The sequence below is a fragment of the Fibrella aquatilis genome (assembly GCF_017353255.1).
Lineage (GTDB): Bacteria > Bacteroidota > Bacteroidia > Cytophagales > Spirosomataceae > Fibrella > Fibrella aquatilis.
Genome location: NZ_JAFMYU010000002.1, coordinates 270,042 through 294,274, shown reverse-complemented (window position 1 = coordinate 294,274; position 24,233 = coordinate 270,042). Strand labels below are relative to the sequence as shown.

At 56.1% G+C, this 24,233-nt stretch carries 19 protein-coding genes; 7 read left to right on the top strand and 12 right to left on the bottom strand.

The window, feature by feature from the left end:
• Window positions 1-93: 93 nt before the first annotated feature.
• Both J2I48_RS03620 and J2I48_RS03615 read left to right on the top strand, forming a co-directional pair.
• Entirely contained in the window at window positions 94-1,167 is a 1,074-nt protein-coding gene (locus tag J2I48_RS03620; RefSeq protein WP_207334028.1) for a hypothetical protein, read from the top strand.
• Window positions 1,168-1,199: 32 nt separating this feature from the next.
• Entirely contained in the window at window positions 1,200-2,066 is an 867-nt protein-coding gene (locus J2I48_RS03615; RefSeq protein ID WP_207334027.1) for a YitT family protein, read from the top strand.
• 17 nt (window positions 2,067-2,083) lie between these two features.
• Here J2I48_RS03615 and J2I48_RS03610 read toward each other — a convergent pair whose 3' ends face one another.
• The 6 genes from J2I48_RS03610 to J2I48_RS03585 all read right to left on the bottom strand — a co-directional run bounded on the left by J2I48_RS03610 (window position 2,084) and on the right by J2I48_RS03585 (window position 9,369).
• Window positions 2,084-3,754, bottom strand: coding sequence for a TULIP family P47-like protein (locus J2I48_RS03610; RefSeq protein ID WP_207334026.1), 1,671 nt, complete (start codon window positions 3,752-3,754; stop codon window positions 2,084-2,086).
• Between the two features lie 43 nt (window positions 3,755-3,797).
• Window positions 3,798-5,237, bottom strand: coding sequence for a TULIP family P47-like protein (locus tag J2I48_RS03605; RefSeq protein WP_207334025.1), 1,440 nt, complete (start codon window positions 5,235-5,237; stop codon window positions 3,798-3,800).
• On the bottom strand, window positions 5,234-6,958 hold the full coding sequence (locus tag J2I48_RS03600) for a TULIP family P47-like protein (RefSeq protein WP_207334024.1): 1,725 nt from the start codon (window positions 6,956-6,958) through the stop codon (window positions 5,234-5,236). The genes J2I48_RS03605 and J2I48_RS03600 overlap by 4 nt, the downstream gene beginning before the upstream one ends.
• Window positions 6,959-7,044: 86 nt before the next feature.
• Window positions 7,045-8,379 (bottom strand): TULIP family P47-like protein, encoded by a 1,335-nt coding sequence (locus J2I48_RS03595; protein WP_207334023.1) that lies wholly within the window; start codon window positions 8,377-8,379, stop codon window positions 7,045-7,047.
• Window positions 8,380-8,639: 260 nt separating this feature from the next.
• The gene (locus tag J2I48_RS03590) at window positions 8,640-9,035 is read right to left on the bottom strand and encodes an Hsp20/alpha crystallin family protein (protein ID WP_207334022.1); all 396 of its coding nucleotides are present in this window, start codon (window positions 9,033-9,035) and stop codon (window positions 8,640-8,642) included.
• Window positions 9,036-9,048: 13 nt separating this feature from the next.
• Window positions 9,049-9,369, bottom strand: a complete 321-nt coding sequence (locus J2I48_RS03585) for a hypothetical protein (RefSeq protein WP_207334021.1) — start codon at window positions 9,367-9,369, stop codon at window positions 9,049-9,051.
• A 276-nt stretch (window positions 9,370-9,645) separates the two neighbouring features.
• Here J2I48_RS03585 and J2I48_RS03580 point away from each other — a divergent pair, with 276 nt between their 5' ends.
• From J2I48_RS03580 to J2I48_RS03570, 3 genes are all read left to right on the top strand, one after another.
• On the top strand, window positions 9,646-10,338 hold the full coding sequence (locus tag J2I48_RS03580) for a DUF2306 domain-containing protein (RefSeq protein WP_207334020.1): 693 nt from the start codon (window positions 9,646-9,648) through the stop codon (window positions 10,336-10,338).
• Between the two features lie 19 nt (window positions 10,339-10,357).
• Window positions 10,358-11,086 (top strand): metallophosphoesterase family protein, encoded by a 729-nt coding sequence (locus J2I48_RS03575; RefSeq protein ID WP_207334019.1) that lies wholly within the window; start codon window positions 10,358-10,360, stop codon window positions 11,084-11,086.
• Between the two features lie 103 nt (window positions 11,087-11,189).
• Complete coding sequence (locus J2I48_RS03570; RefSeq protein WP_207334018.1) at window positions 11,190-16,457, top strand: DUF11 domain-containing protein; 5,268 nt, start codon at window positions 11,190-11,192, stop codon at window positions 16,455-16,457.
• Window positions 16,458-16,541: 84 nt separating this feature from the next.
• On the opposite strand, the gene guaB is transcribed toward J2I48_RS03570, so the two are convergent.
• The 4 genes from guaB to J2I48_RS03550 all read right to left on the bottom strand — a co-directional run bounded on the left by guaB (window position 16,542) and on the right by J2I48_RS03550 (window position 20,368).
• On the bottom strand, window positions 16,542-18,014 hold the full coding sequence (gene guaB, locus J2I48_RS03565) for an IMP dehydrogenase (RefSeq protein ID WP_207334017.1): 1,473 nt from the start codon (window positions 18,012-18,014) through the stop codon (window positions 16,542-16,544).
• 253 nt (window positions 18,015-18,267) lie between these two features.
• Window positions 18,268-18,549 carry a hypothetical protein gene (locus J2I48_RS03560; RefSeq protein ID WP_207334016.1) on the bottom strand — a complete coding sequence of 94 codons (282 nt, stop codon included), beginning with the start codon at window positions 18,547-18,549 and terminating at the stop codon, window positions 18,268-18,270.
• 17 nt (window positions 18,550-18,566) lie between these two features.
• Complete coding sequence (locus J2I48_RS03555) at window positions 18,567-20,012, bottom strand: NADP-dependent isocitrate dehydrogenase (protein WP_207334015.1); 1,446 nt, start codon at window positions 20,010-20,012, stop codon at window positions 18,567-18,569.
• Window positions 20,013-20,143: 131 nt separating this feature from the next.
• Entirely contained in the window at window positions 20,144-20,368 is a 225-nt protein-coding gene (locus J2I48_RS03550; protein WP_207334014.1) for a VF530 family protein, read from the bottom strand.
• Between the two features lie 58 nt (window positions 20,369-20,426).
• Here J2I48_RS03550 and J2I48_RS03545 point away from each other — a divergent pair, with 58 nt between their 5' ends.
• The gene (locus J2I48_RS03545) at window positions 20,427-20,960 is read left to right on the top strand and encodes a hypothetical protein (RefSeq protein WP_207334013.1); all 534 of its coding nucleotides are present in this window, start codon (window positions 20,427-20,429) and stop codon (window positions 20,958-20,960) included.
• Window positions 20,961-21,063: 103 nt separating this feature from the next.
• Here J2I48_RS03545 and mnmE read toward each other — a convergent pair whose 3' ends face one another.
• Both mnmE and J2I48_RS03535 read right to left on the bottom strand, forming a co-directional pair.
• The gene (gene mnmE / locus J2I48_RS03540) at window positions 21,064-22,500 is read right to left on the bottom strand and encodes a tRNA uridine-5-carboxymethylaminomethyl(34) synthesis GTPase MnmE (RefSeq protein WP_207334012.1); all 1,437 of its coding nucleotides are present in this window, start codon (window positions 22,498-22,500) and stop codon (window positions 21,064-21,066) included.
• A gap of 64 nt (window positions 22,501-22,564) precedes the next feature.
• Window positions 22,565-23,581, bottom strand: coding sequence for an oxygenase MpaB family protein (locus tag J2I48_RS03535; protein ID WP_207334011.1), 1,017 nt, complete (start codon window positions 23,579-23,581; stop codon window positions 22,565-22,567).
• Window positions 23,582-23,739: 158 nt separating this feature from the next.
• On the opposite strand from J2I48_RS03535, the gene J2I48_RS03530 reads away from it, so the two are divergent.
• A complete protein-coding gene (locus tag J2I48_RS03530) occupies window positions 23,740-24,132 on the top strand; it encodes a LytR/AlgR family response regulator transcription factor (protein WP_229375773.1) in 393 nt (130 codons plus the stop codon).
• Window positions 24,133-24,233 lie beyond the last annotated feature (101 nt).

The following is a 24,233-nucleotide window of genomic DNA, read 5'->3' as shown; positions in this document are numbered from 1 at the left end:
AGCGAGCGAATAGTTGTCCAGACGCAGGTAAGTCTTAGTGTAAGTACCCTACGCCGGCTGTGGGGGCGCGTACGCTATGACCACCTACCTAGCGTGACTACACTGAATGTACTGGCCCAATTTGCGGGCTACGCCGATTGGCGTACGTTTCGTCAGGCCGTTGATCAGGCTGACACCTCATTGCCTGCCACACCCCAGGTACCAGCAAGTCGCTCAATCAGCCGCTACACCGATTGGCGTTCTATCGGCTGGATTGGCGGGGGCATATTACTACTGATTTTGGTGGGGGCAGGCCTGTTTCGTAGCCGCCGTCAAACAGACGTACCTGCTACCTACCGCTTCGGCAGCCGCCCCGTTACCCAAGACATTCCCAACTCGGTCATTTTCACCTACGACGCAACGGCATCGCCTACCGATTCGGTGTTTATTCAACAAAGCTGGGACCCCGCGCGCCGACAGCAGGTCTCGAAAACGGCGCATGAGTTTACCTCGCTGTACTATTATCCCGGTTCGTACGAAGCCCGTTTACTGGTAGGCCGTCAGATTGTCAGCAGGCACACGCTCACTATTCCTACAGCGGGCTGGCTAGGACTAATACATCGAAAACCGGTGCCTATTTATCTGGAAAAGGCAGCTATTATCGAACATGATTTTTTACGTATTTCTCCCAAAACCATCACCGCTCAGGGCATTGCTTTGCAACCGGTTCCGCCAACAGTGCAGTTTTATAACGTAGGTAATTTCAAGCCCACGGCCACCGATGAGTTTACGTTTAGCTGCCAACTCCAAAACGAAGGTGGCCAGGGGGCGGGTATCTGTCAGCATACAGCCATCGCTTTGATTACAGAACGTAGTGCCATCAACATACCCTTATGCCGTAAAGGATGCATCGCTGCGTTAACGCTATTCTGCCTCGATACGCTCGTTAGTGGCAAGACAGCAAACTTAGCTTCCTTCGGCACGGAGTTTGGCAAGTGGGTAGGCGTACGGTGCCAGGGCGACAAACGTACACTTCGTTTTTACGTCAATGACCGGCTGGCCTATGAGCTACCAGCCCCAAAGCAATCCAGCCGAATAGTGGGCATGGCCTACAGCTTTGAAGGCACAGGTGCCGTACGAAAGATAAAACTGACAAGCGGAGATCAAACCGTCTTCCAAGCGTTTTAAGAATGGTACGTTCCAGTATGTATCATGCCCAAATGCTTACTATAACAAAAACCCACTACCTCCGCGATGCGGCCTTTATCATCGCCGGTATCCTCAGCGTAGGGCTGGGGCTGAAGGGATTTTTGTTGTCGAGCCAGTTTATCGATGGGGGCGTAACGGGTATATCTATGCTGCTGGCCTCGCAAACGGCGGTGCCGCTGGCGGTGGGCATTGTGGTGATCAACCTGCCGTTTATCTGGCTGGGCTATCGACAAATTGGCCGCGATTTTGCCCTGAAAAGCACCCTCGGTATCGCCGGACTGTCGGCCTGTATCGCGTTCGTCCCCTACCCCGACGTCACGCCTGATCTGCTGTTGACGGCCCTGTTTGGCGGTTTTTTCATTGGCGCGGGCATTGGCCTGTCCATGCGCGGTGGGGCGGTGCTGGACGGTACGGAGGTGGCCGCGCTGGTGATCAGCCGCAACGTGCCGACGCTAAAAATCAGCGACGTGATTTTGCTGCTGAACGTAGTTATCTTCGGGGCCGCCGCCTTTTTTCTGACCATCGAACTGGCGCTGTACTCGATGGTCACGTATTTCGCCGCTTCCAAAACCATCGACTTCATCGTACACGGCATTGAAGAATACACAGCGGTGCTTATTGTGTCGGACCAATACGCTGCCATCCGCGAGCGGGTGTCGGCGGCTGGCTGGGGCATTACGATCCTGAAAGGCGAACAGGGCTACGGCAAGCGTGGCTCGCTGGAACGGCCTGTGGATGTGCTCTATGTGGTAGTTACCCGCCTGGAAATCAGCAACCTGCGCAACATCATAACCGACAGTGACCCCGACGCATTCCTGATCCAGTACCCCGTCGACGACGTCATGGGCGGCCGGGTGAAGAGTTTGCCGTTACATTGAAAAGAATGTAAGGTTGTTTAATCTGTCAGCTTGCCCCAGATCAGCAGGCTCTGCTCCAAACTGCCGCCTGTGGGCGTAAGGGTAGCGCCACCGGGCCAGCGCACCGGGGCTATGCCTTTGGCCACAAACGGCTGTAGGGTGGGTAACTTGTCGTAGTCTTTTTCGGCAACCCACAAGGCAATCTCCGACACCTTCCCGACCGGAAACGTGACCATCTTTTCCACAACGGTAGCCAGAATCTTCCACCGATTGGCAATAATGGCGCTCTTGAACTGTTGCACATAGCTTGCGTCGCCCCCATTGGCCAGAGCATCACCTGCCTGATCGGCTGCCTCTTCTTCGGTCTGTTGTACATCCGGGTTGGCTTTGTTGCCCAGATCTTCCATCTCGATCTCGTCAAACTCGGCATTGTAGCCCCCCTGCGTACCTGCTTCCATGGCCTCGCTGGCACCCTCGCCAACCGCCTCGATAGCCCCGCCCACAAACGCCATCAGTACTTCGGTGACGGCATCGAGCGCAATCTGAAACCCGATCTCGGTCTTGTCGGGAATGATGGTGATGTTGCCGGTGCTGTTGAACGTTTTCGAGTCCGGCACCATCACCAAACCACCGTCGCTGCGCACCACAAATGCAAACGTGATAAACTGTTCGGCATCGAAAGCAATTGTAATCTGTCCCGGCCCGGCCCAGGCTGGATTAGGGAAATTGATGTCCGTCAGCGACAGGTGTACCACCGCCCCATCGAGGCTTAGCTCAAGGTTACCCTGCGGTATCTGTGGGGTTACGATGGCGGTGTTGTTGGTGTCTTCGCCATAGCTAAACGACCCCCAGGTCATGGTAGCATTGTTGTAGACGGTAAGTCCCGTGGGGTCTATGCTGAAACTGGTGGCATCAGATCCCTGCACCAGCGCCTGTGCAGCCGGCAGCAGAAACTGACTTGTCAACAACGTTGGCCCCAGTAGCCATGCCCCGGTGGTGCCATCGGGCGCACCGTCGAGGATGCGGGTGTCGACTAGCAACTGTTTGCCCAGTGGCGACCGGCTTTCGGTCATGGCCAGCAGCGCATATATTCCCCCACGCTCATCGTCGGCTGGTAGCGACTCGCAGGCAAAGGCCGCCGCCGTTGGCATCAGCCAGGGCTGATCTGGTGCCAAACTGGGGTCGTTGGTAGTAATGCCAACAGCCGACAGGTCGAGCGACGCTACCTGGGGCAGGAGTACTTGACCCATCAACGCCTCCAGCACATACAGATCCGGCCCCGTGACAGACACCTGCGTCTTGCCCACCAGCACGGGCGCATCTACTCCCCCGGCCACGGTCAGATGCCATACGGTACCCCCTCCGGGTGTGGTTGTGCTGTTGGTTAGCGCAGCACTAAATTGCACGGTCCAGGTCGAGCCACTGATATCGGTTTGCCCACTGGCGGTGGTAAGCGTTCCCTGGCCAACAACGGCGTTAATCCAGAGCTGGTTGCTGGGTGCGCCGCCCACAAGGGTCCAGCTTGCCCATTGCCCCCACACCGTACCGACCTGAGGCGGCGGTAACTGGTGGGCGAACGTGGTGGGCAGGCTACCCGATGCGCCAAGCGCCGCGTTCAGTTGCGCAAAGGTGGCAACAAAGGCTACATCCCACCCAAAGGTAGATATGGCGTTGGCGGGAGATGTTGTATCTGGTGATGGTACAGACATGATTAAAAGAAGTTTAAGGGTTCGGCACCCGTTTATTGGCGAGTTATGTCGGCCTTTCCACACTGGGCGGCGCAGTGGTGAAACCCAACGCGCCGCCCAGTCGAAGTGAGCCGTTCAGATCGACTGTGCTGACCGCAAACGCCTGACTATCTGTCCAGACAATGGGGGCGTAGATGTTTTCTTGCAGCAGGTCAATGGCGGGGGCATCGTTGTTTTGAATCATGCCGTTGATGGTGGGCGAGAGTGCCACGGCCCCCACAATAAGCGCCCCCACAATGGCAATGATCGGCACGGCCGCTCCGCCTGACAGGATGGCCAGTGCCGCCAGGGCAATACCCAGCACGACGGCCAGAATGGTATCGGTGATTTGTACCCACTCGGCAATGTAGTGGCCGTTGCTGGTTTGTGGCGTACCTACCGCCTGGTAGGCCAGCGTGGTTTGCCCGCTGCTGTTGGTGCCCTTCACAATCGTGTATTGCTCCACGTTGCGGCACCAGGCCGTGACCCCATCCTGCACCACCGTTTCGGTATAGGCATCAATGGTAAGCTGCGCACCCTCTATGGTGAGCGTAAACTCGTTGAGCTGCGGCGTGTAGGTGTTGCCCTGGTACTGCGTCTGCGGCAAGGCCACTGATTCGTTGGGGTTCAGCTGTAGCGTATCGTCTGAAATAGTCACCTGGCCCGTTTGTAGATTGGGCCAGAGGAGTTGCAGATTAGGCAGTATCAGTTTGTTCATCAGCAACCCCCGCGACAAACAAAAAGCCCCCTCTTCAGTGCCCTGCACAATGCGCGTGTCGAGCACCTGTTGCAATCCACCCGACGGTGTGCCCGTGGTCATGGTTAGAACACCCAGAAAAGCATCGTCGTCAGTAGGGCCATCTACGTAGGCATACGAAACCGACGTGGGCTTCAGAAAGGCCCAATCGCCCGTGTCGGCTTCACCATTGATATCGATCACCGAAAAAACGTGTTCAAAGGCCGCCAGATTAGCCGTGCACCAGTTCATCACCGCCGCCTGAAGTGCATAGACGGCATAGGCGGGCACGACCGGATTCGTGGAAAAATCGCTCGAATAAAGCTCCACCACCGGCACATCGGGCGAGGTGCTAACGGGGTTTACCTTCAGGTTCTGCTGCGTGGGCTGGCTGGTGTCGAAATACGTCAGCCGAACGGTCACGATCACCGAGGCAGCCGCGCAGGTATAGGCCACGTAGGCTGCGTTGTCGTTCATCTGGCCGGTCACCTGCTCAAGCGGTATCTGCACGTTTACACCGCCACCGTCGCCACCACGCACCACCGACCAGGTCCCGAACCCGCCTGAGCAATACACGTTGGCGTCGGCAGGGTCGGTGTAGCTAAACGTGGTGGGCGAGGTATGGTGGCTGGCAATGGCCGCGTTGACGTTGTCGATCCGCACAGCAAAGACCGTGTCCCACCCAAACGTGGAGATCTCGCCGCTGATGTCGTTGCCGGGGGTGTTCATGATGCCGTGGCCGATGCGCTGCCTCCCAGCAGAAAGGCACCCTGAAACGTGCCGCCCGTTACCTGCCAGTTCGGCACCTGCGGCCACTGCACGGCCCCCGTGAAGTTGGCGGCGAAGTCGTCGAGGGTGGGCACGTTGCCCTCGGTAATTTCGCCCGTGTAAATGGCCGTCATGATCTGTGGCAGCAGCCCAACCGGAATCCCAAACAGGCCTCCCAATACGCCGCCCCACACCTTAAACTTGTTGGCAAACATACCAGTTTTGCCGCCGCTGTTTTCGCCGTTTGACTCAATCGAGTTCGTCGCATCCTCAACTGAGTCGCTCACGCCCTGCTCTACTTGTTCCTCGGTCATCTGGTTAATGCTGTTCTGAATGCCTTCGGAGGTGCCCTCAACGGTACCCTCCGTGCTTGACGAGGTGGCCGACGACACGGCATCGCCCAGAGCCTCACCCAACGACGATCCCAGGAAACCAAACAGCACACCCACCACGACACTCTCAATGATCATGGCAATCTCGAACCCTTTATTGGCCGTTACGTCGGCCCGGATGCTGTTGGTTCCCAGGCCGGGGTCGGGGGTGAAATAGTACTTGCCGTCGGCGAGTTTCGTTGCCCCGAAGTTGAAGAACTGGTCGGCCGTGAGCCTAACGTCGCAGCTGCCGTCGGGTGTGGTAAACAGGGCCTCGGTGATCGAGAGGTGAAACTGCGTACCGTCGAGGCTAAGCTTAAAATTGCCGGGGGCGATCACGGGCGTGACAATACTGGTCGGGTCGTCTTTGTCGAGTTGAAAGTCACCCCAGTTGAGCGTATTGACGTTCGTGACCATGATGCCCGTGTCGACAATATTGAAATCACTCACCGACGCATTTTTGACGCACAGCGCTGCCGACTGCATCACCACGTTTTGCATAGCCAGGGCCGCCGAAACAGCAAACACCGAGTTGGTGGGCGGGGTTGTACTGGTAAACGGGTCGAACATCTGGAGGTCGAAGTTCTGCTGGGGCAGTGCGCCCGACGGGGGCGCTATCAGGCTCAGGATGCCGAAATAAGCCCCCGCCTGTTGCTGATCGCAGGGGGTAGTGGGGGCGTCACCGGATGCGGTGGCCGACGACCCCGGCGAGGCCATGGCGTAGAGCGACACCGCCGGTTTAAGCCACTGTTTGCCCGCGTCGACGGCCTCCTCTTCCAGCCGAACCGCCGAAAAGACCGCGTCGAAAGCCGACAGATTTTGGTTGAAATAAGCCCCGAACGCATCCTGGCAGGCATATACCAGATAGCCCGTCACGGTGGTGAAACTAACGCCCTGAACCTTGGGCTGCTGAAACGGATCTGCCGAACTGCCATTGGCCTGAAACTGGTACGTCGTTCCCGTACCCGGTTGAGCCGTTGCGTCGGCAAGCTGCTCAGTGGCCTTACTTTGTACAAGGGTAATCTCCACGCACACGTAGCCTCCGTCGAGTGTAAACGGAGTGGGCATACCAGGTACGGTTAGTTGCCCCGTATTAACCGGACATTTGATGTAGATGCCCGTGCCTTCGCCGCCCGTAATCGTCCAGGGGTTCCAGGTGCCCGTTACCACCGCGCCTCCCTGGGGGTCGGTAGCGTTGAAAGCCGACGGTGTGGTTTTCTGCGCCACGATGGAGTCGTTGAGCGCATCGAGCGAAAGGGCGAACACCGTGTCCCAGCCCATCAGGTCAATGCCACCGCTGTCTGTGGTCATTGCGTTTGCTTGCGTTACCATGTTGGTTGTGTATGAATTGGTTCGATGGAAAACAATAAGAGCAGGGTACTACCAAGCGGCAGCGGCTATGCACTCTGCCCGCGAATCACCAGGGCACTTTCCAGATCGGCCTGAGCAATGGTCATGGAGCCACCCCCGGCCCAGGTTGCGGTACTGGCAGGTAGCCCCACCACGGCCAGGTTACCGGTTCCGCTCAGGGCATTCTGCACGGCGTTTTCGATCACCGTAACCACAATGTTGATGATGGCAATGACAATCAGCCCAATAATGGCTCCCAGCGCCAGAAACCAGTACTCCCACGGAATATGCCGCGTAGTAGACGGCGCAGTCTGGCTAAGCAGTTGATATTGAAGCTTCTGCGTAGCTGCGTTGTACGTAATCGTGTTGATGACCTGTAGGTTGTCAAACGATACCCAGGCCCCAGCCAGCCCCGTCACATCAAATTGCCCCGACGCCGTGGTGATGATCTGGTTGTTGCTGATGCTCATGGTGAAGCTGTTGATTTGCGGGTAATAGTGCGTCCCCGCGTTCTCTACCGACTGGGTACTGAACGGCCGTGTGTTGGTGATCGAGCAGGCGTTTTGCTGGTTCGGCTGCGTTGGCCCGTTGAACTGAAACACGTCGGTAGTGATGCCGTTGCCCAATGCCGACGGCAGCGCGGGCAGCAGCAGGTTTTTCATGAATACCCCCTGCGAGAGAGCGTAGAACAGGTTTTGTCCGGCGCTTAGCAAACTGGGATCAACGGCCGTCGACAGCCCCGCCGGTCCCCAGGGCGATTGCGTAAGCGTTCGGATGGCAATGGCCTGAATCGACTGGTCTGATGAACTGAAATAGGCAACGCTGGTCGCTTTGGGTATTAGCCAGGGTAGATTTTGCGGATTGGTAAACAGGGCCGCAAACACAAACGAGATGGCGGCCTGGTTGGCAATGAAGCACTGTGGCAAATTGCTTTCGAGCATGCTCGCCACCGTTCCCGACGGGTCGCGCTGATTCAGTAACCCGCTCACATCGGGGTTGGCTACGTAGATGTCGCCATCCGCCGCTGACGCTGGCGACGTGGCCACTGACCGAATGTCGAAAACGACCTGTTGGCTCGTGTTGGTGTCGTCTTCAACAAAGGCGAGGGCGATGTTCATAACAGGCTGGATGCCGGTCAGTGAAAAATTGACGAAACCCGGTGCAGTCAATGTGCCTTGCGTGACAGGTACCTGCACATTGATCCGGTTAGCGCTTCCCCCTGGTGTAATCATCCAGGGGCCAAAGTTTCCGCTGAAGGAAACCTGCATGGCTGTGTTGTTGCAGCTAAACGTTGGCATAAACTGCTGCGACGATTGGCCCAATACTACATTCAACCGCGCCACGTCACTGGCGTAGATGACATCCCACCCTCCGGCATCCATTACGTTGCTTGTTTTAATGACTTTATAATCAGTTACTTATACGCTTGGCGCAGCAAACGATGGCAAGCTATTTCTTTCTACTATCAGAGTGATCTACCCTCTATTTATATTTACTGGAAGGCGCAAATTGTATAACTAATGTTACTTCTAGTAGCATTATGTAAGTGTGTTGAAACCAGCTACGCGGCTGTTCAACAATAAGCAGTTGTTTGAGGTAGGTTTTCGGGCCTACTTCAAACAACTGCTTGCTTTACTTTCCCTTACGCCACTTCTACTTTCAGTTCAGGCTTTTTAGGCACGGTCAGAATCAGAACGCCGTTTTCCTGCCTGGCTACAATACCGGTGGTCTCTATACGGTTGCTGAGGGGCAGTACGCGCTCGAACGATTTGAGCGGGTATTCCTGCAACAGAAAGTTGGGGTCATTAGCGGTGTCGTGAGCACGAGTGCCCTGGATCAAGAGTTGGTCATTAACCACCCGAACGGTGATGTCGGCCTTGTCGAAACTAACGGCATAGACCTGAATCTGGTAGTGGTCGCCGTGGTCTTCCACGTTCATCGGAACGTTGTATTTAGGCCGACGGAAGCCATTGAAAAAGGGACGCATAAACTGGGCAAATGGGCCGCCGTGCTGGCGACCATGATGGTGATGATGCATGGTGTTTGTTGTTTTACAGTACGAAATGTTCACTATGACGGCCAAACGACTCGTCGGTTTGGTTGCGGTTGTTTAGCCACCGGGGTTGCTTGAAAGCAGCATACTCTTCGTCGCTCATATTGCGAATCTTGTCGGTGAACTCCAGGCGGCGGTTCTGCCAGCCATCCCGACCCATCGAGCCGGTTGACCCACCGAACATCCGGCTACGAATAAAGCGGACTGCACCGCCAACGATCAGTGCAAACAGGGCCAGTTTCACAAAAAAGTGGAAGAAGACCACGAGCGCCACGCCAAACAAAACAGCGGGCAGCATAAAACGAGGCATACGATTCATTGTCTTGTCCGAAACGGGGTTGATTAGCCGCTTCAATCAAGATGACGCACAAGTGGGAGGATTACTTTAAGGGAAGAGAAAAAAGTTTGTAGTTTATGGTTTGTAGTTGGCTGCGGTCCAACGTCTCGGCGCGACAGCAACCTAGTGCGCGAAGCCAACAACAAACCCCTAACCACATTCCCAAACTCCCCAAACCTTTCCAAACGCCCCAAAGAGCGTGTTTTACGGGGTTAGGCGGCTTACGTTTGTCCTACCGAACGCAACTAAATCGTCGTCATGAAAACGCTGCTAACTGCCCTGCTCATTACCCATATCACTACCGGCATCGTCGCCCTGTTGGTGGGCCTGATTCCCATGCTGCTTCAGAAAGGCACCCGCCTCCACAAACGCGCCGGACTGGTGTATGTCTGGTGCATGATCATTGTGGCCATTACGGCGGTCCTACTCTGTACCCTGCAACCATTCAGGATGTTCCGGCTTTTTCTGGCAGGTATTGCCGTGCTGAGCTTCTACCTATGCATCACTGGCTGGCGGGCTACTAAACAGAAAAAAGGGCTCTACTCCCCCGTTGACAGGTACCTGGCTTACGGAACCCTGCTCACGGGCACCGGCATGACCCTGTTTGGTATTTACCTGCTGGTACTTAATGGCTTTGAGTTCCTGCCTATTGTCTTCACGTTTTTTGGTTTTCTTACCGGCCGCAATGCCTATGAAGACATCCGGGTGCTGGGCAAGCCCGCCGAAAAGCAGCATTGGTTTTTCCATCATTTCACCCGCATGGGGGGATCCTACATTGCCACGTTCACCGTTGCGCTGGTCACCAACGTGGGTCGGTTTGCGCCAGCTAATACACCCGAATGGCTCGGCACGGTGGCCTGGATTTCGCCCGCGCTGCTGGGTGGAGTGCTCATTGGCTTCACGGTGCGGCGGTACAAACAAAAGTTTGGCCGGGTAAGGGAAGCGGCTTGAGTTTGCCTTATTTTAGGGCATGAAAATCGCGTTCATCACCGACATACACATCGCCGCTGAAGGCGAATGCCCCGCCGGGGTCGACGTACGGGCAAATTTTCTGCAAACGCTCGACTACGTGCGTGCCACCAAACCGGCCTGTGTGGTGCTGGGCGGCGATCTGTGTTTTGATGTAGGTGAACGCGGTGTTTATCAGTGGATTAAACAGCAGCTTGGCAACCTGCCCTGCCAGTGGTTTGCCATTCCCGGCAACCACGACGACGTGACGATGATGGCCGAGGAACTGCACCTGACTCATCACCTCACCGACGGCGAACTCTACAGCGCCATTCCGCTGGAGGGGTACCCGGCCCTGTTTCTCGATTCATCGAAGGGGTCGTTTTCTGAGGGGCAGTGGCAGTGGCTGGGCGAGGAGCTGGCGCTGTTGCATCATAACGCGCTGGTGTTCTGCCATCATCCCGTGCTGCCCGCCAATGCCCTCTTTATGGACACCAAGTACCCCTTTCGGCAACAGGCGCGGTGGGTAGAAACCACCGAAGAACTACCCTGTCGTATTCAGGTCATCAGTGGCCACTACCACACCGAAGCCACCGTCATGCGTGGCAACACCACCGTACTGATCACACCCTCTACCTACATTCAACTCGACCCGCACACACCCGATATTCAGTTGGTAAAACGAGGCCCTTATCTCCGCGAAATCGAGGTTACGCCCCACGGCTTAAGCAGCCGGGTGGTTCGGTTCTAGATGGCAGAAAATAGACAGAAATACTTGGTTCATTTTTCAAATACCATATACACCGAAGCGTATATTTGGCTACTTGTACATATGTGCACACTAGCCAGGTTATATGCAGCTACGCTACCTTCTCATTTCTTTTTTGGCGCTAAACTTCTTTACGCCATTCAACACCGCCACAGCCCAAAATCGGCCATCGCCAGCTGATTCCGCTTTTTTAGCAAACCCCCGCCGTCTTGATTCATTACGGCGGGCAGCGGAAGTCTGGGACCAGGACCGCCAAAAAGACCCAGCGTTAAACCGGGTACCCACTGAACGGCTGGAAGCTGCCCGGCAACAAATCAAGCTATCGGCAGCCAAAGGCGGAGCATCGCAGGCAGGTATTCCCGGCCTTACCTGGACCGAACGCGGGCCGCTGGGTTTTGCCACCGATATCCGCACATTGCTCGTTGACCCCAACGACCCCAACCAGAAGAAAGTCTGGGCTGGTAGCCTAACGGGGGGCCTCTGGTATACCCCCGACATTACTGACGCCAACGCTAGCTGGACAGTTGTTAGCGATGCCTGGGAGAACCGGGTAGTATCGGCGCTGGCGGCAGACCCCGCTAGCCCACAGGTGATGTATGCTGGTACGGGCGAAATGATCTCGCAACCTTACTTTCCAACCGGCGGTGGCATCTGGAAAACAACCAACGGCGGCACAACCTGGGCACACCTGAACAGCACGATTCCAGCCCAATCAGGTTCGGCCTTACAGCAGGCTTTTCGGGGAATTAGCAAGATAATGGTGAGTACGGGTAGCGTTGTGTTTGCGGCTACTACGGGGGGCATTCTTCGCTCAACGGATGGCGGCAGTAGCTGGAGTTTTGTGCTGGCCCCGCAGCAATCTATTGGTGGTACGCCCATTGCGGGTGGTGAGGATATCATGAGCGACTTCGAAATGGGTAGCGATGGCATTCTCTTTGCCGCCACCCGCACCGGTCGGGTGTTCCGGGCCACGAACACGGCAGGCACCTCCTGGACCGAAATCACGCCACCCGGTACCTCACCCTACAATGGTACCCGCACTGAGCTGGCCCTGGCCCCGTCGACGAGTGGAACAGGGCAGGTGGTCTATGCCATCGGCGTATTTTATAACAATGCCAACTATAGCAAAGACATCAAGTGGTTTGTCAGATCGACCGACGCCGGCACTACCTGGACTACGTCGCCGCGCCCAACGTACCTCTATGGTGCTGCCAGTTCCTACGATTTTACCAATGGCGACGGTGTAAGAACCCTACAGTTGGCGGTTCACCCAACCGACCCGCTCACGGTGTATGCGCCGGGCGGCTCAGCCGTCTATTCCTCTACCGACGGTGGAACAACCTGGACGGGTACATCTTCCTACGCCAGGGTGTTTGCCCTGCTGGTGAGACCGACGAATACTGTTTTGGCAACGGCTACGGGCATGATGTATGCCACCACGTTCCCAACGACTGCATCATCGTCGGATCGCCGCAATAAGGGGTTTGGCACTACGTCTGTTAGTAGTAGCTCCATGCGGAATGTAGCGGCCAGTTCTTATGTGCTGCTGGGTGGCGAAAATGAGCTGTATGTAGCCGACATGCTGGATGCGGGGGCCAGCTCGGGGCAGACTGTTTACGGAGCCAACTCGAAGCGGGTTTTTGTAGACCAGGACCAGCCCTATATCTCGCTCAGCGTGGATGCCTACGGCTATATGGTCCGGAAAAACACGTTGGTATCGCCTTACTGGACCAGTGGTACGTTGCCCGGAAATTTTTTTTCCTACAACCCGGCTATTGACTATGATAGCCCTACCAACACCCTCTACCTCTGGAACCTGGGCTTCTACCGGGTAACAGACATTGGCGGTACCAATACCGTGGCATCGTGGAACCTGCCGATTGCGCAGCCCAGTTGCATGAAGGTGGGCAAAGGCGCCAACACGTTATTTATCAACACAGATCGGTACGCTTCGGCCAGTCAACTTTTTAAAGTCACCAACACCAATCAGGCCTCACCCACCATTACCCGCATCGACGGGGGAGCCATGTCGGCAAACGGCTCGGTGAGCAGCATCGACGTAGGCGCAACAGACAACGAACTGCTGGTGACGCTCTCAAACTACGGCGTGCAGTCGGTTTGGTACACCAATGATGGCGGGGCCAACTGGTATTCAAAAGATGAACCCGGCTATGGCCTGCCCGATATACCCGTCAACGGGGCCTTATTCAACCCCGTCGACCGTCGGCAGGTGATGCTGGCCACGCAACTGGGCGTCTGGTCTACTACTGACATCACCGCCGCCAACCCCGCCTGGACGTTGAGCACGACGGGTATGCCCCTGATTCAAACGAACCACCTCAGCTACCGCCCCGCCGACGGGCGCGTACTGGTAAGTACACTGGGCCGGGGTGTTTGGGAAACCAACGTATGGGCCGTCCCCTTCACGGCACCACAGCTCACCGTAGGGCCACTATCAACGACGGCCCTCTGTGTAAACAGCACATTGCCCGTCAGTTTCACGCTTGCCAACGGAAGTAGCACACAGTATAAAGTGCGCCTTTCCAATGCCAACGGTACATTCGCCGAAAGCCAGTATCTGGGCCTGTACACGACCATTATTGGCAGCGGCACCAGCAGCCCCATCACCGTGACCATGCCTAGCTATGCCACCTACAGCGACAAATACCGAATACAGGTAGAAGCGGTTGATTTGGGAGTCACGGCCACAGCCAGCGAAACGCTCGTTCTCAGCGACTTATCAAGGGGTTCAGCCGCTGTGAAAGACCGACGCAACTTTTATGATGACTATGCGATAACGTTCAGCTACGGGTCAAACAATATCTGTCCAGGTAGCACGGCCGTACTCATAGCGTATGGTTCGTTCAGGCCGAGTGTATCTTATCGTTGGTCTAAAGACGGTGTCATCCTATCGGGCCAGCAATCAGCCACGCTATCAACGTCGGTAGCGGGGCTATACAGTTTTACGGCAACTGAAGGTGGGTGCAGTTTAGCCCCTTATTCAGCGTATAACCTCACCACATCCACAACGCTCTATAACTTTACGGCCTATGATTTTGCCCACAAGGACCCAATATGTACGGGTACGTCATCGATTTTGGGCGTTGCTACCCTTGGTGAATCAGCCAGTTATCAGTGGTATAAAGATGGGGTGGCTGTTAGTGGGGCTACCTCCATGTCATACGCCGCTACGGAGTCAGGCCTATATGCCTATAGTGTGCAGGAAGGCAGTTGTCTTATGAATAGAAGCGGTGAGGCTCAGCTTGTCTTCAGCAATTTAATTTACCCCACGCCAATCAACGTCGGCTATGGTGATACACCTGTTTTGTGTGGCGGAAACACCGTTCGATTGGAAATAGATTATAATGGTCCTTTGAAAACATCGTTTCAATGGTTTAAAGATAATAACCCTATAGTCGGTGCCACTCAAAATACAATCTATGTCAGTCAGCCAGGGGTCTACACCTTACAATCCAGGCGAGGCAATTGCACTGCTTTCGCTGAGCCTATTACAGTGAGCGAGGCCAAGCAGCGATTTAATGAGGTCTCTCTTACGGGCAGTGCTACCGTCTGTGCGGGCACGACCAAACCATTATACTCTAAGCTAACCACGGTTGGTTTGCAATGGATGAAAGACGGTGTTGATATTCCAGGAGCTGTATATAGCTCATATAATGCAATTTCTTCAGGGTCCTACACCGTGCGTACTATCACGACCGGGGGTTGTTCGACCACGGCACCAGCCGTTTCAATAACGTTTAGCCCACAGATTATGATGGGTCTTGCCGCCTCTGAAAATTGCCTGTCTGCCTCATTGCTTACGCCCTATGAGTCGGTTCCTGGTTCTGGTCAGTACACCTGGTATCGCGATGGTATTGCCTTCCAGACTACGACGGGAAATTATGTAAATGTGAATCAATCGGGCGTTTACAGTTTTACGGCTTCTTTTGGTACCTGTACCGGTATATCAAAGAGCTATAAAGTCAAACTAGGTGCGCCCGCAAAACCCGTTATCATAACCCTCAGAAACTTAGTGCAGTGCGCCAGTGCCACAACAGTACTTAGACCAGCTAGTGGGTCTTACTCCTATTGGAAGCGCAATGGTAGCAGGATAACATTTGGCTCGAGCGGCGACGCCAACGTCTATCCAACCCAGTCGGGTCGGTATACGTTGGTGTATGACGAAGGTGGCTGTTATACAGAATCAGACCCGGTTGATGTGGTGGTTGGTGTGCCCACGGCAGCCACCCTAACGGGCAACGCGTTGGTACAGGGGGGGCAACCGGCGGCAGTGGCCGTGGGCTTTTCGGGGCCGGCTCCGTGGTCATTTACCCTCTCGAACGGGCAGACGGTAGAGAACGTGTACCAGAACCCATATCCGCTTTCACTAACGGCAACGGCCACCACCAGCTACTCACTGGCGGCGATTCGGAATTATTGCGGCCCCGGCACGGGCAGCGGTACAGCCCGCCTAACCATTGGTTCGGGTAGTGCCGACCTCACGCTCAGCAGTGTCGTAAGCAGCCGCATACCCCGACTAGGCGATATTGTCAGCTACTCGTTTACCGTTGCCAATGCCGGGCCGCAGGACGCTCAGGGCGTTCAACTCACCGACCGGCTACCCGCCGGGCTGACGTTTATCGATGGGTCGCCGGGTTGGCAAACAGCGACAGACGGTAGCTTATCTGTAGCTGTCGGCAGTGTGCTTGTTGGTCAGGCCGTTACGGTCAGTTTCAGGGCGCAGGTAAACGCGGGGGGCGCATTTGTGAACGCCACCGAGGTGAGTGCCAGCCAAACACCCGACCCCGACAGCCAGCCTGGCTCCGGCACTGGCGATGGTGAAGATGACGCCACCCAGACCGATATCCGTACCGCCGATGCCACTGGACCACTGCTGGCATCGGCCAACCCAAACCAGCGCTCGCTGCCCATGCTAATTAAGAATCAGCCAACGCCCAGCCCTGACAAAGCCGATTTAAGTCTGCAACTTCAGGCAAGTACGGTTACGCCACAAGCCAACGAGACCGTCACCCTTAATGCCATCGTGACCAACCAGGGTAGCCTCGCCACCTCGGGCGTGCGCGTTGATGTACTCTTGCCAGGTGGCTTCTACCGAAACAGCAACAATGCCTGGATCGGCCTAACCGGACCGACCACTATTTCGTTGTATATCAATGTACTAACTAACGGTACAACCGCCACGGCCACGTTACTCTGGCGGCCAACCACTTCAGCGCAAGTATTCGCCGAAATAGCCGATTCGGCTACGCCCGATTCTGATTCAACCCCCGCCAACCACGCCACCCGCCCCGGCGAAGACGATGAATCGGTGGTGACGGTTCGGGTGAAGTAAGTACTTGCTAGTCTGGAAAGCCGTAGAAAAGAAGAGCACCGCGGCGGTGCTCTTCTTTTCTACGGCTTTCCAGACTTTTCTTGTTTACCGCGAACTGTAGTTCGGGGCTTCTTTCGAGATTTGAATGTCGTGAGGGTGGCTTTCTTTCGAGCCGGCCGTGGTGATCTTCACAAATTTGGCCTGCTTGAGCGCGTCAATGTCAGCGGCACCGCAGTAGCCCATACCCGCTTTCAGACCGCCCACCATCTGGTACACGATCTCGGCCACTTTGCCTTTCACCGGCACCCGCCCCACGATGCCTTCGGGTACCAGTTTCTTGATGTCATCTTCGGCATCCTGGAAATACCGGTCTTTCGACCCTTCTTCCATAGCCTCTACCGACCCCATGCCCCGGTAGCTCTTAAACCGGCGACCTTCAAACAGAACCACCTCGCCGGGGGCCTCTTCGGTGCCTGCCAGCAATGAGCCGATCATCACCGTACTCGCCCCGCCAGCAATGGCCTTGGTGATGTCGCCCGAAAAGCGGATACCGCCATCGGCTACTACGGGAACGCCTGTGCCTTCCAGCGCTTTGGCGGCTTCAAACACGGCCGTAAGTTGCGGCATCCCGATACCGGCAATGATGCGGGTAGTGCAGATGCTGCCCGGCCCTACGCCCACTTTCACGGCGTCGGCACCGGCATTGGCCAGGGCCTTGGCCCCCTCGCCGGTGGCTACGTTACCCGCAATGACCTGAAGGGTAGGAAATTGCGTCTTAATATTCCGCACGGCGTCGATTACCCCCCGCGAGTGGCCGTGCGCCGTATCTACGCTGATCACGTCGACGCCCGCTTTCACCAGTGCTTCGATGCGCTGATGCAAATCAGGCGTTACGCCTACGGCAGCCCCCACGCGCAACCGGCCCAGTTCGTCTTTGCAGGCGTTGGGGTGGCTTTTGCGCTTCAGGATGTCTTTGTAGGTAATGAGGCCCACCAGCTTGTAGGCATCGTCTACGATGGGCAGCTTCTCGATTTTAAACTCCTGCAAGATGCTCTCGGCATCATCCAGCGAAAGGCCCGCTTTGGCTGTAATGAGGTTTTCGCGGGTCATAATGTCGGTCACGGGCCGGGCCAGATCGCGCTGAAAACGCAGATCGCGGTTGGTGAGAATGCCCACCAGCTTGCCCTCATCATCGATCACGGGAATACCACCAATCTTAAATTCCCGCATAATACGCTGAGCATCAGACAATTTAGCCGACTGCGACAACGTAATGGGGTCGATAATCATGCCACTTTCCGAACGTTTCACCTTGCGGACCTGCTCGGCCTGCTTTTCGATGCTCATATTCTTGTGGATGATGCCGATACCCCCTTCCTGCGCCATCGCAATGGCCAGTTCCGATTCGGTGACGGTGTCCATGGCGGCCGAAACGAGGGGTACGTTCAGGCGGATGGTGCGGGTAAGCTGGGTGGTGGTGGTGGTATCTCTGGGCAGTACCTCAGAGTAAGCGGGGAGAAGCAGTACGTCGTCGTAGGTGAGCGCTTCGTACAAGAACTTGCTGGCGTCTAAGCTCATGGCAAATAAGCAGGGGGTGTTATTTGCCAGTCAAAGGTACGCATAATTCGGGGATGTTGGCTATTGGACGCTGGATGTTGGATACTGAACGTTGGATGCTGGACGTTAGAGCACCCTGGCCTGTGTCCCCACAGGTCTACGCTCGCGTCAGCAATGGCGTACCTCCGGCGGCGTAGACCTGTGGGGACACAGGCCAGGGTGCTCTAACGTCCAGCATCCAATATCCAACATCCAGTATCCAACCTTCCCCCTCCTATCCGCGCACAATTTCACGCACGACCAATGACCCCTCGATGTCGACGGTGTTGCCGCGCTGGGCAACGGCTTTGAGGAAATCGAGTACGGCGCGTTTTTCGGTCTCGATGGCCTTAATCCGCGTTTCCGAGGCCTTCATGTCTTCTTCCGTACCAGCGTGGGCCGTCATTTTGCGGGCGTGGTGCAGGCGTTTCGCTTCGGCAATAGCCGAAATGATGGGCTGACTTTCGTCGGTAGAAAAACGCCCGTTGATAAAGTGGAAACTGATTTCGTTGGTCATGGTCGTTGTGGGTTAATCTACGCGCCCTGACCCGCCGAAAACATTGGCACGCCGTCGAAGTGGTAGAGGTTTTCAGTTTTGATGATCTTGTAGCCTGCCTCGGTCAGTTGCTGCTGAATGTCGATGATGTCGCCGTAGCTAATAAACTGCCCGTCGTGGGCCTTAAACCGGCACCGCCAGTGGTCGGTGCAGAAGGTTTCGGGCAGGCCACCCGGCCATACTTTCACGCCCCGGTTGGTAATCATAGACAGATCCATGTCGCTCTGCACAGTGGCTTTCAGCGTGTCGCCCAGTTGATTGGCATCGCGGTCATTATGGTACAAAAACACATCGACGCCAATCATATCGATCTTAGGATCAGCATATTGTGTCAGCTTCACCTGCATGGGCTTGGCTTTGGCAGCCTCATAGCTCACCGGGCGCAGTTGCGCGGGCACTTGTCCCAACCGGCTAATGACGGCCTGGGCAAATTCGCGGGTACCTGCTTTTTCGGTGCTTACGCCAGCCTCAAAAATATCATAGGTGTGTACCCCATCTTCGAGAGTCTTTAGCCAGGCATTATGCACTTTTTCGGCTACGTCGCCCTGCCCAATGTGTACCAGCATCATGACCGCCCCCAGCAGTAAGCCCGACGGATTAGCCAGATTCTGACCCGCCCGGCGCGGTGCCGACCCATGGATGGCCTCGAACATAGCTACTTCCTCGCCGATGTTGGCGCTACCGGCCAACCCCACCGACCCGGCAATCTGCGCCGCTACGTCTGAGAGGATGTCGCCGTAAAGATTCGGCATCACGATCACGTCGAAAATCTCCGGCGTGTCGGCCAGTTTGGCCGCGCCGATGTCAACAATCCAGTGTTCTTTTTCCAACTCCGGATACTCCGCCCCTACTTCGTCGAACACCCGGTGAAACAGGCCGTCGGTCTGCTTCATAATATTGTCTTTGGTAAAGCAGGTCACTTTTTTGCGACCGTACTGGCGGGCGTATTCAAAGGCGTAGCGCACAATTTTTTCGCAGCCGGGCCGCGAAATGAGCTTCAGGCACTGCACCACTTCGGGCGTCTGTTGATGCTCGATACCCGCGTAAAGGTCCTCCTCGTTTTCGCGGATGATCACCACGTCCATCACCGGGTGTTTGGTGTGCACGTAGGGCGAGTACGACACGCAGGGCCGGATGTTAGCGTAGAGGCCCAGCATTTTGCGGGTAGTCACGTTGAGGCTTTTGAACCCGCCCCCCTGCGGCGTGGTGATGGGGGCCTTCAAAAACACCTTCGTGCGCCGGAGCGAATCCCAGGCCGACGGGTCGATACCGGCGGTGTTACCACGCAGGTAAACGGCCTCGCCGATTTCGATGGTGTCAATATCGAGCTGCGCCCCGGCGGCCAGAATGATGTCGAGGGTGGCCTGCATGATTTCGGGGCCAATTCCGTCCCCGTAAGCTACTGTAATGGGTTGTGCTTGCATGATCGAATCAGTTTCGACAGCAAATGTAATAGTATTAATTTCTTAAATGAAAGTAATACTATCATTTTAATAGCAGCAGTTGACTGAACGGTCATTTTTCGAAAATAACTAACTGACAGGGAGGACTATCGCTAACTGAGTCGCAGCATCTTCAGATACAGGCCTTCCACACGCTCCCGTGCCCAGGGTGTTTTGCGCAGGAACGTGAGGCTCGATTTCACGCTGGGGTTGCTTTTAAAGCAGTTGATCGGAATGCGTTCGGCCAGTTCATCCCAGCCGTAGTGGGCCACGAGTTCGTCCAGAATTTGGGCCAGCGTTTTGCCGTGGAGGGGGTTATTTTGTTGCGGTGAAGTCATGGAATAGGCTTATTTTTAATCATTGGTCAAGGCTGTTGCCCTGACGATTTATTCGCTTATGCTCTTATCTCTCCGGCTTGTTTGCCTGCTAACCATACCGATTGCCTTTTGCGGGCTTGCTCCCAATCGGTCTGCGCCTCTTCAGCCAACTACGGCGAACCAACCACGCCAAGTAGTAGCCTGGCAGTACGAAAGTAAGTCGGACCAGATTAGCGGAACGGTCGACAAAGCGATTCTTGCGGCCACCAACGTAGTGCAGTTTCCGTATCCATATGCGGGTGGGTCAACGGTATCGCTGATTCTGCGGCACCGCAATGGACACACAAACGCGTACCTAACCACCTCAAAGGGCCTGTTTACCAGTAGCTTCCAGGGTGGCCGGGCGCAGCTTCGTTTCGACGGGGCACGAGCGGTTACGTACACGCTGACAGCAGCCGAAAATGGCAGCGGCAGCACCATTTTCTTTGATGCCGACCAGCCACTGATCCGGCAGATTCGGTCAGCCAAAAGCCTGACGATGCGCGTGCAATGCCCCGGCCTGAGCCTCGACGAGCTACGCTTCACAACGGCCGGTCTGCGCTGGAAACACTGAAAAGTGACCTCATGGCTATCCTACAACACATGAATGCCGACGGGGGCTATCCAGAGCAACCATAGGTGTTGGCAACTTACCAGAGGTTGAGCTAAACCCGTTTTTACTTTCCAATACAAAACCGGCTAAAAATAGACTCCAGCAGGTCATCTGTTGTTACCTCGCCGGTCAGCTCACCGAGTTCACGGAGGGCGATGCGGAGATCCATGGCGATCCAGTCGGCGGAGGTGCCTGCGTCTACGGCGGCCACGGCGCGGGAGAGGGCCTCGTCGGTGGCGGTGAGGTGTTGCAGGTGGCGGGCGTTGGTCACTACGGCACTGCCCGTTTGCATGGCCGCGTCGGTGCGGGCACGGGCCGAGAGCGCCGACTTTAGTTCATCAATATGCGCGTCTTTGGCCGAAATCCAGATAATGGGCGAGGGTACGTACACCCCGTCCGCTTCCGTCAGATCATCGTACCTGGTCATTGAATAGGCTCGACCAGGAGGCGGAGCCGGGGCTGGCATCAGATCAACTTTATTGCCCACCAGGAGGTACGGCTTGCCCGATGCGTCCAGTTCGGCTACCATTGCCTGCAATTCATCCGATGTAGTTGACTGACCATCAAACAGGTACACTACCAAAGCGGCTTTTTCGATTTGCTGCCGGGTGCGGGCCACGCCAAGGGCCTCAATGGTGTCGGTGGTGTCGCGGAGTCCCGCCGTGTCGATGAGCCGGAAGCGAACGCCGTCGATGAATAGCTCATCTTCGATCACGTCGCGGGTGGTGCCGGGAATCTCGGAAACGATGGCCTTTTCTTCGTTGAGCAGGGCATTAAGCAAGGTCGATTTACCCGCGTTGGGCTTACCGATGATTACCGTGGGCACGCCGTTTTTGATCACGTTGCCCGCCGCAAACGACTCGATCAGCGGACGAATAACGCCCTGGATATTGGTCATCAGCCGACGCAGCTGATCGCGTTTGGCAAACTCTACATCTTCTTCGCCAAAATCCAGTTCCAGCTCCACCAGCGCCACAAAATCAATCAGTTGCTGGCGAAGATCTTTCAGCCGTTTCGAGAAGCCGCCTCGCAGTTGACTCAGCGCCGCCCGGTGGCTGGCGGCCGAATCGGCGGCGATCACGTCGGCCACAGCCTCGGCCTGCACCAGGTCGAACTGCCCATTTAAAAAGGCCCGTTGCGTAAACTCGCCGGGCTTAGCCAACTGAGCCCCCAAATCCGTTAACCGCGTGAGAATCTGCCGAACGATGTACTCCGACCCGTGGCACGAAATCTCGACTACGTCTTCTTTGGTAAACGAACGCGGCGACTTGAACACTGTTACCAGCACTTCATCAATGATGGTGTCCGGTCCGTCGCCACGGTCGGCATGGCGAAACGTGCCAAAGTGAGCGGTATGGCTGGGCTGGCCTGCGAGCTTTTTCCCACGGAAAGCCTTATCAGTCAAGGCAATAGCTCCCTCGCCCGACACGCGAATGACGGCAATGGCACCAATCCCTGGCGCAGTAGCCAGGGCAGCGATAGGGTGGAGTTGGTGAATCATAGAAACGGCCCCCTAACCTCCGAAGGGGGAACTGCTCTTGCGGCAGCGCTTCCCCCTTCGGGGGTTAGGGGGCTATAGTTGGTATCAATTTTGGAAAAATGGGCAGGCGGCTGACAACCCTCATCAGGCGAGTTTCGGCGGGCACGTCGGGGATGCCCAGGTCGTTGGCGTGGTCATTGCCGAGGAAAAAACGCATTTGCGCCGCCGCCAAGTTCCGCGCCGATTCGGCATTGCCCGAAGGCCCCGCCAGCGTGCCGATGGCATCCAGCAAAGCTTTGGTCAGGCCCCGGCCCGCTTCGGAGGGGCGAAACTGCCGACTAACGATTAGCTTATCGAGGTGAAAGGCTTCACGCAGGTTGAGCGGCGTGAGATCCTCCATGACCCCGTTGACGTAGCCCACCACGTTGATGTGGTGCAGGTAGTCTTCCTCTTCCTGCTCGGTCATGGCGATGCCCATTTTGCGCAGGCCCCGCAGCACGATGTAACTAAACGACCCAATGGTACCCACCATGTCTTCCTGACAAACCGGCACACCCCAGACATCGTCCCACCGACCACTTTGGTGAGCAAACCACCGCGCCGCCGCATGTATCAACCTGATTTTTAGGGTGTAGTAAATAGCCGTTGTTCCCACCCAGTTCTTCGGATTATTCACCGCAAACACCCAGTCGCCGGTTTCCTGAAGGCGGCGGGCGGTGTCGGTGCGGATGCGTTCGGTAAGCCAGAGCAGTTGCACGCCATTGGCCCCCAAGTAGGTGTAGGGCAGCGAATAGGTACCCAGCGTCAGGCCAATGACGCCCATATGTTTCTGAAAAAAAGTCATGCCCCGCTGCATTCGTTTAGGGTCAGCCCAGGCGGGCAGGTGGGCGTAATCGGCAAAAAACTGCTGAATTACAGTCGGTTGCGTTGCGGGCGACAGGTCATCGGCGGTGCTGAGCCAGCGCATGAGTGCCCCTACGGCGTCGCGACCACCGGCGGCCACGGCCACAATAGCGGCATCGGCGGGGGGGTCGCCCAGGAGGCGGTGGGCACTGAGCAGGTCGTTGGAAAACGCGCGGGTAGTCTTGATTGCGATGGCCATAACAGGAAAGCTGTTTGGTTAGCTAACAGCGCCGACGGGTGTTTGGTTGTGCGCCAGCACATTGGCCGATTACCAAACAAAGTTGTCCCAAAACCGAACGTCAGCGTTGGACCAAATACCAACCTTTGCTTCCATAAACATCTTAACCGGAAGCCCCAATGAACACTGCTTTACACACTGCCCCCACTACTGCCCCCAAGGCACCCATGCAGGCCACCTTGCAAATTTACCTGCACAACATGGGTCAGCAGCGTATGCCCGTCTGCGACCTGGTACTGCTACAGTCTGAAGCCAATTATACCTGGCTGGTCTGGACCGATGGTCAACGGCTGCTGATGCCCCGGACACTGAAATATTATGAGGCTAAGCTACCCGTGAACGGGTTCGTGCGGCTACACCGGAACTGCGCCGTGAACGTGCATCATATCGTGGAAATACGCCGTAAAGTGAAGGTGGTGGAAGTACAGCTCAGCAATGGCGTGTGTCTGACCGTAGCCCGGCGGCGCTGGTCGTCGGTGAAACAGCAGTTTTCTCAACTGGGCATTAGCTAGGAGGATTTGGGATTTTGGATTTTGGATTGTTGCTTTCGCACGGGTTTGCTCTGGCGTACCACGGACTTCAGTCCGTAAGAGACAGAATAAATACGAACTGA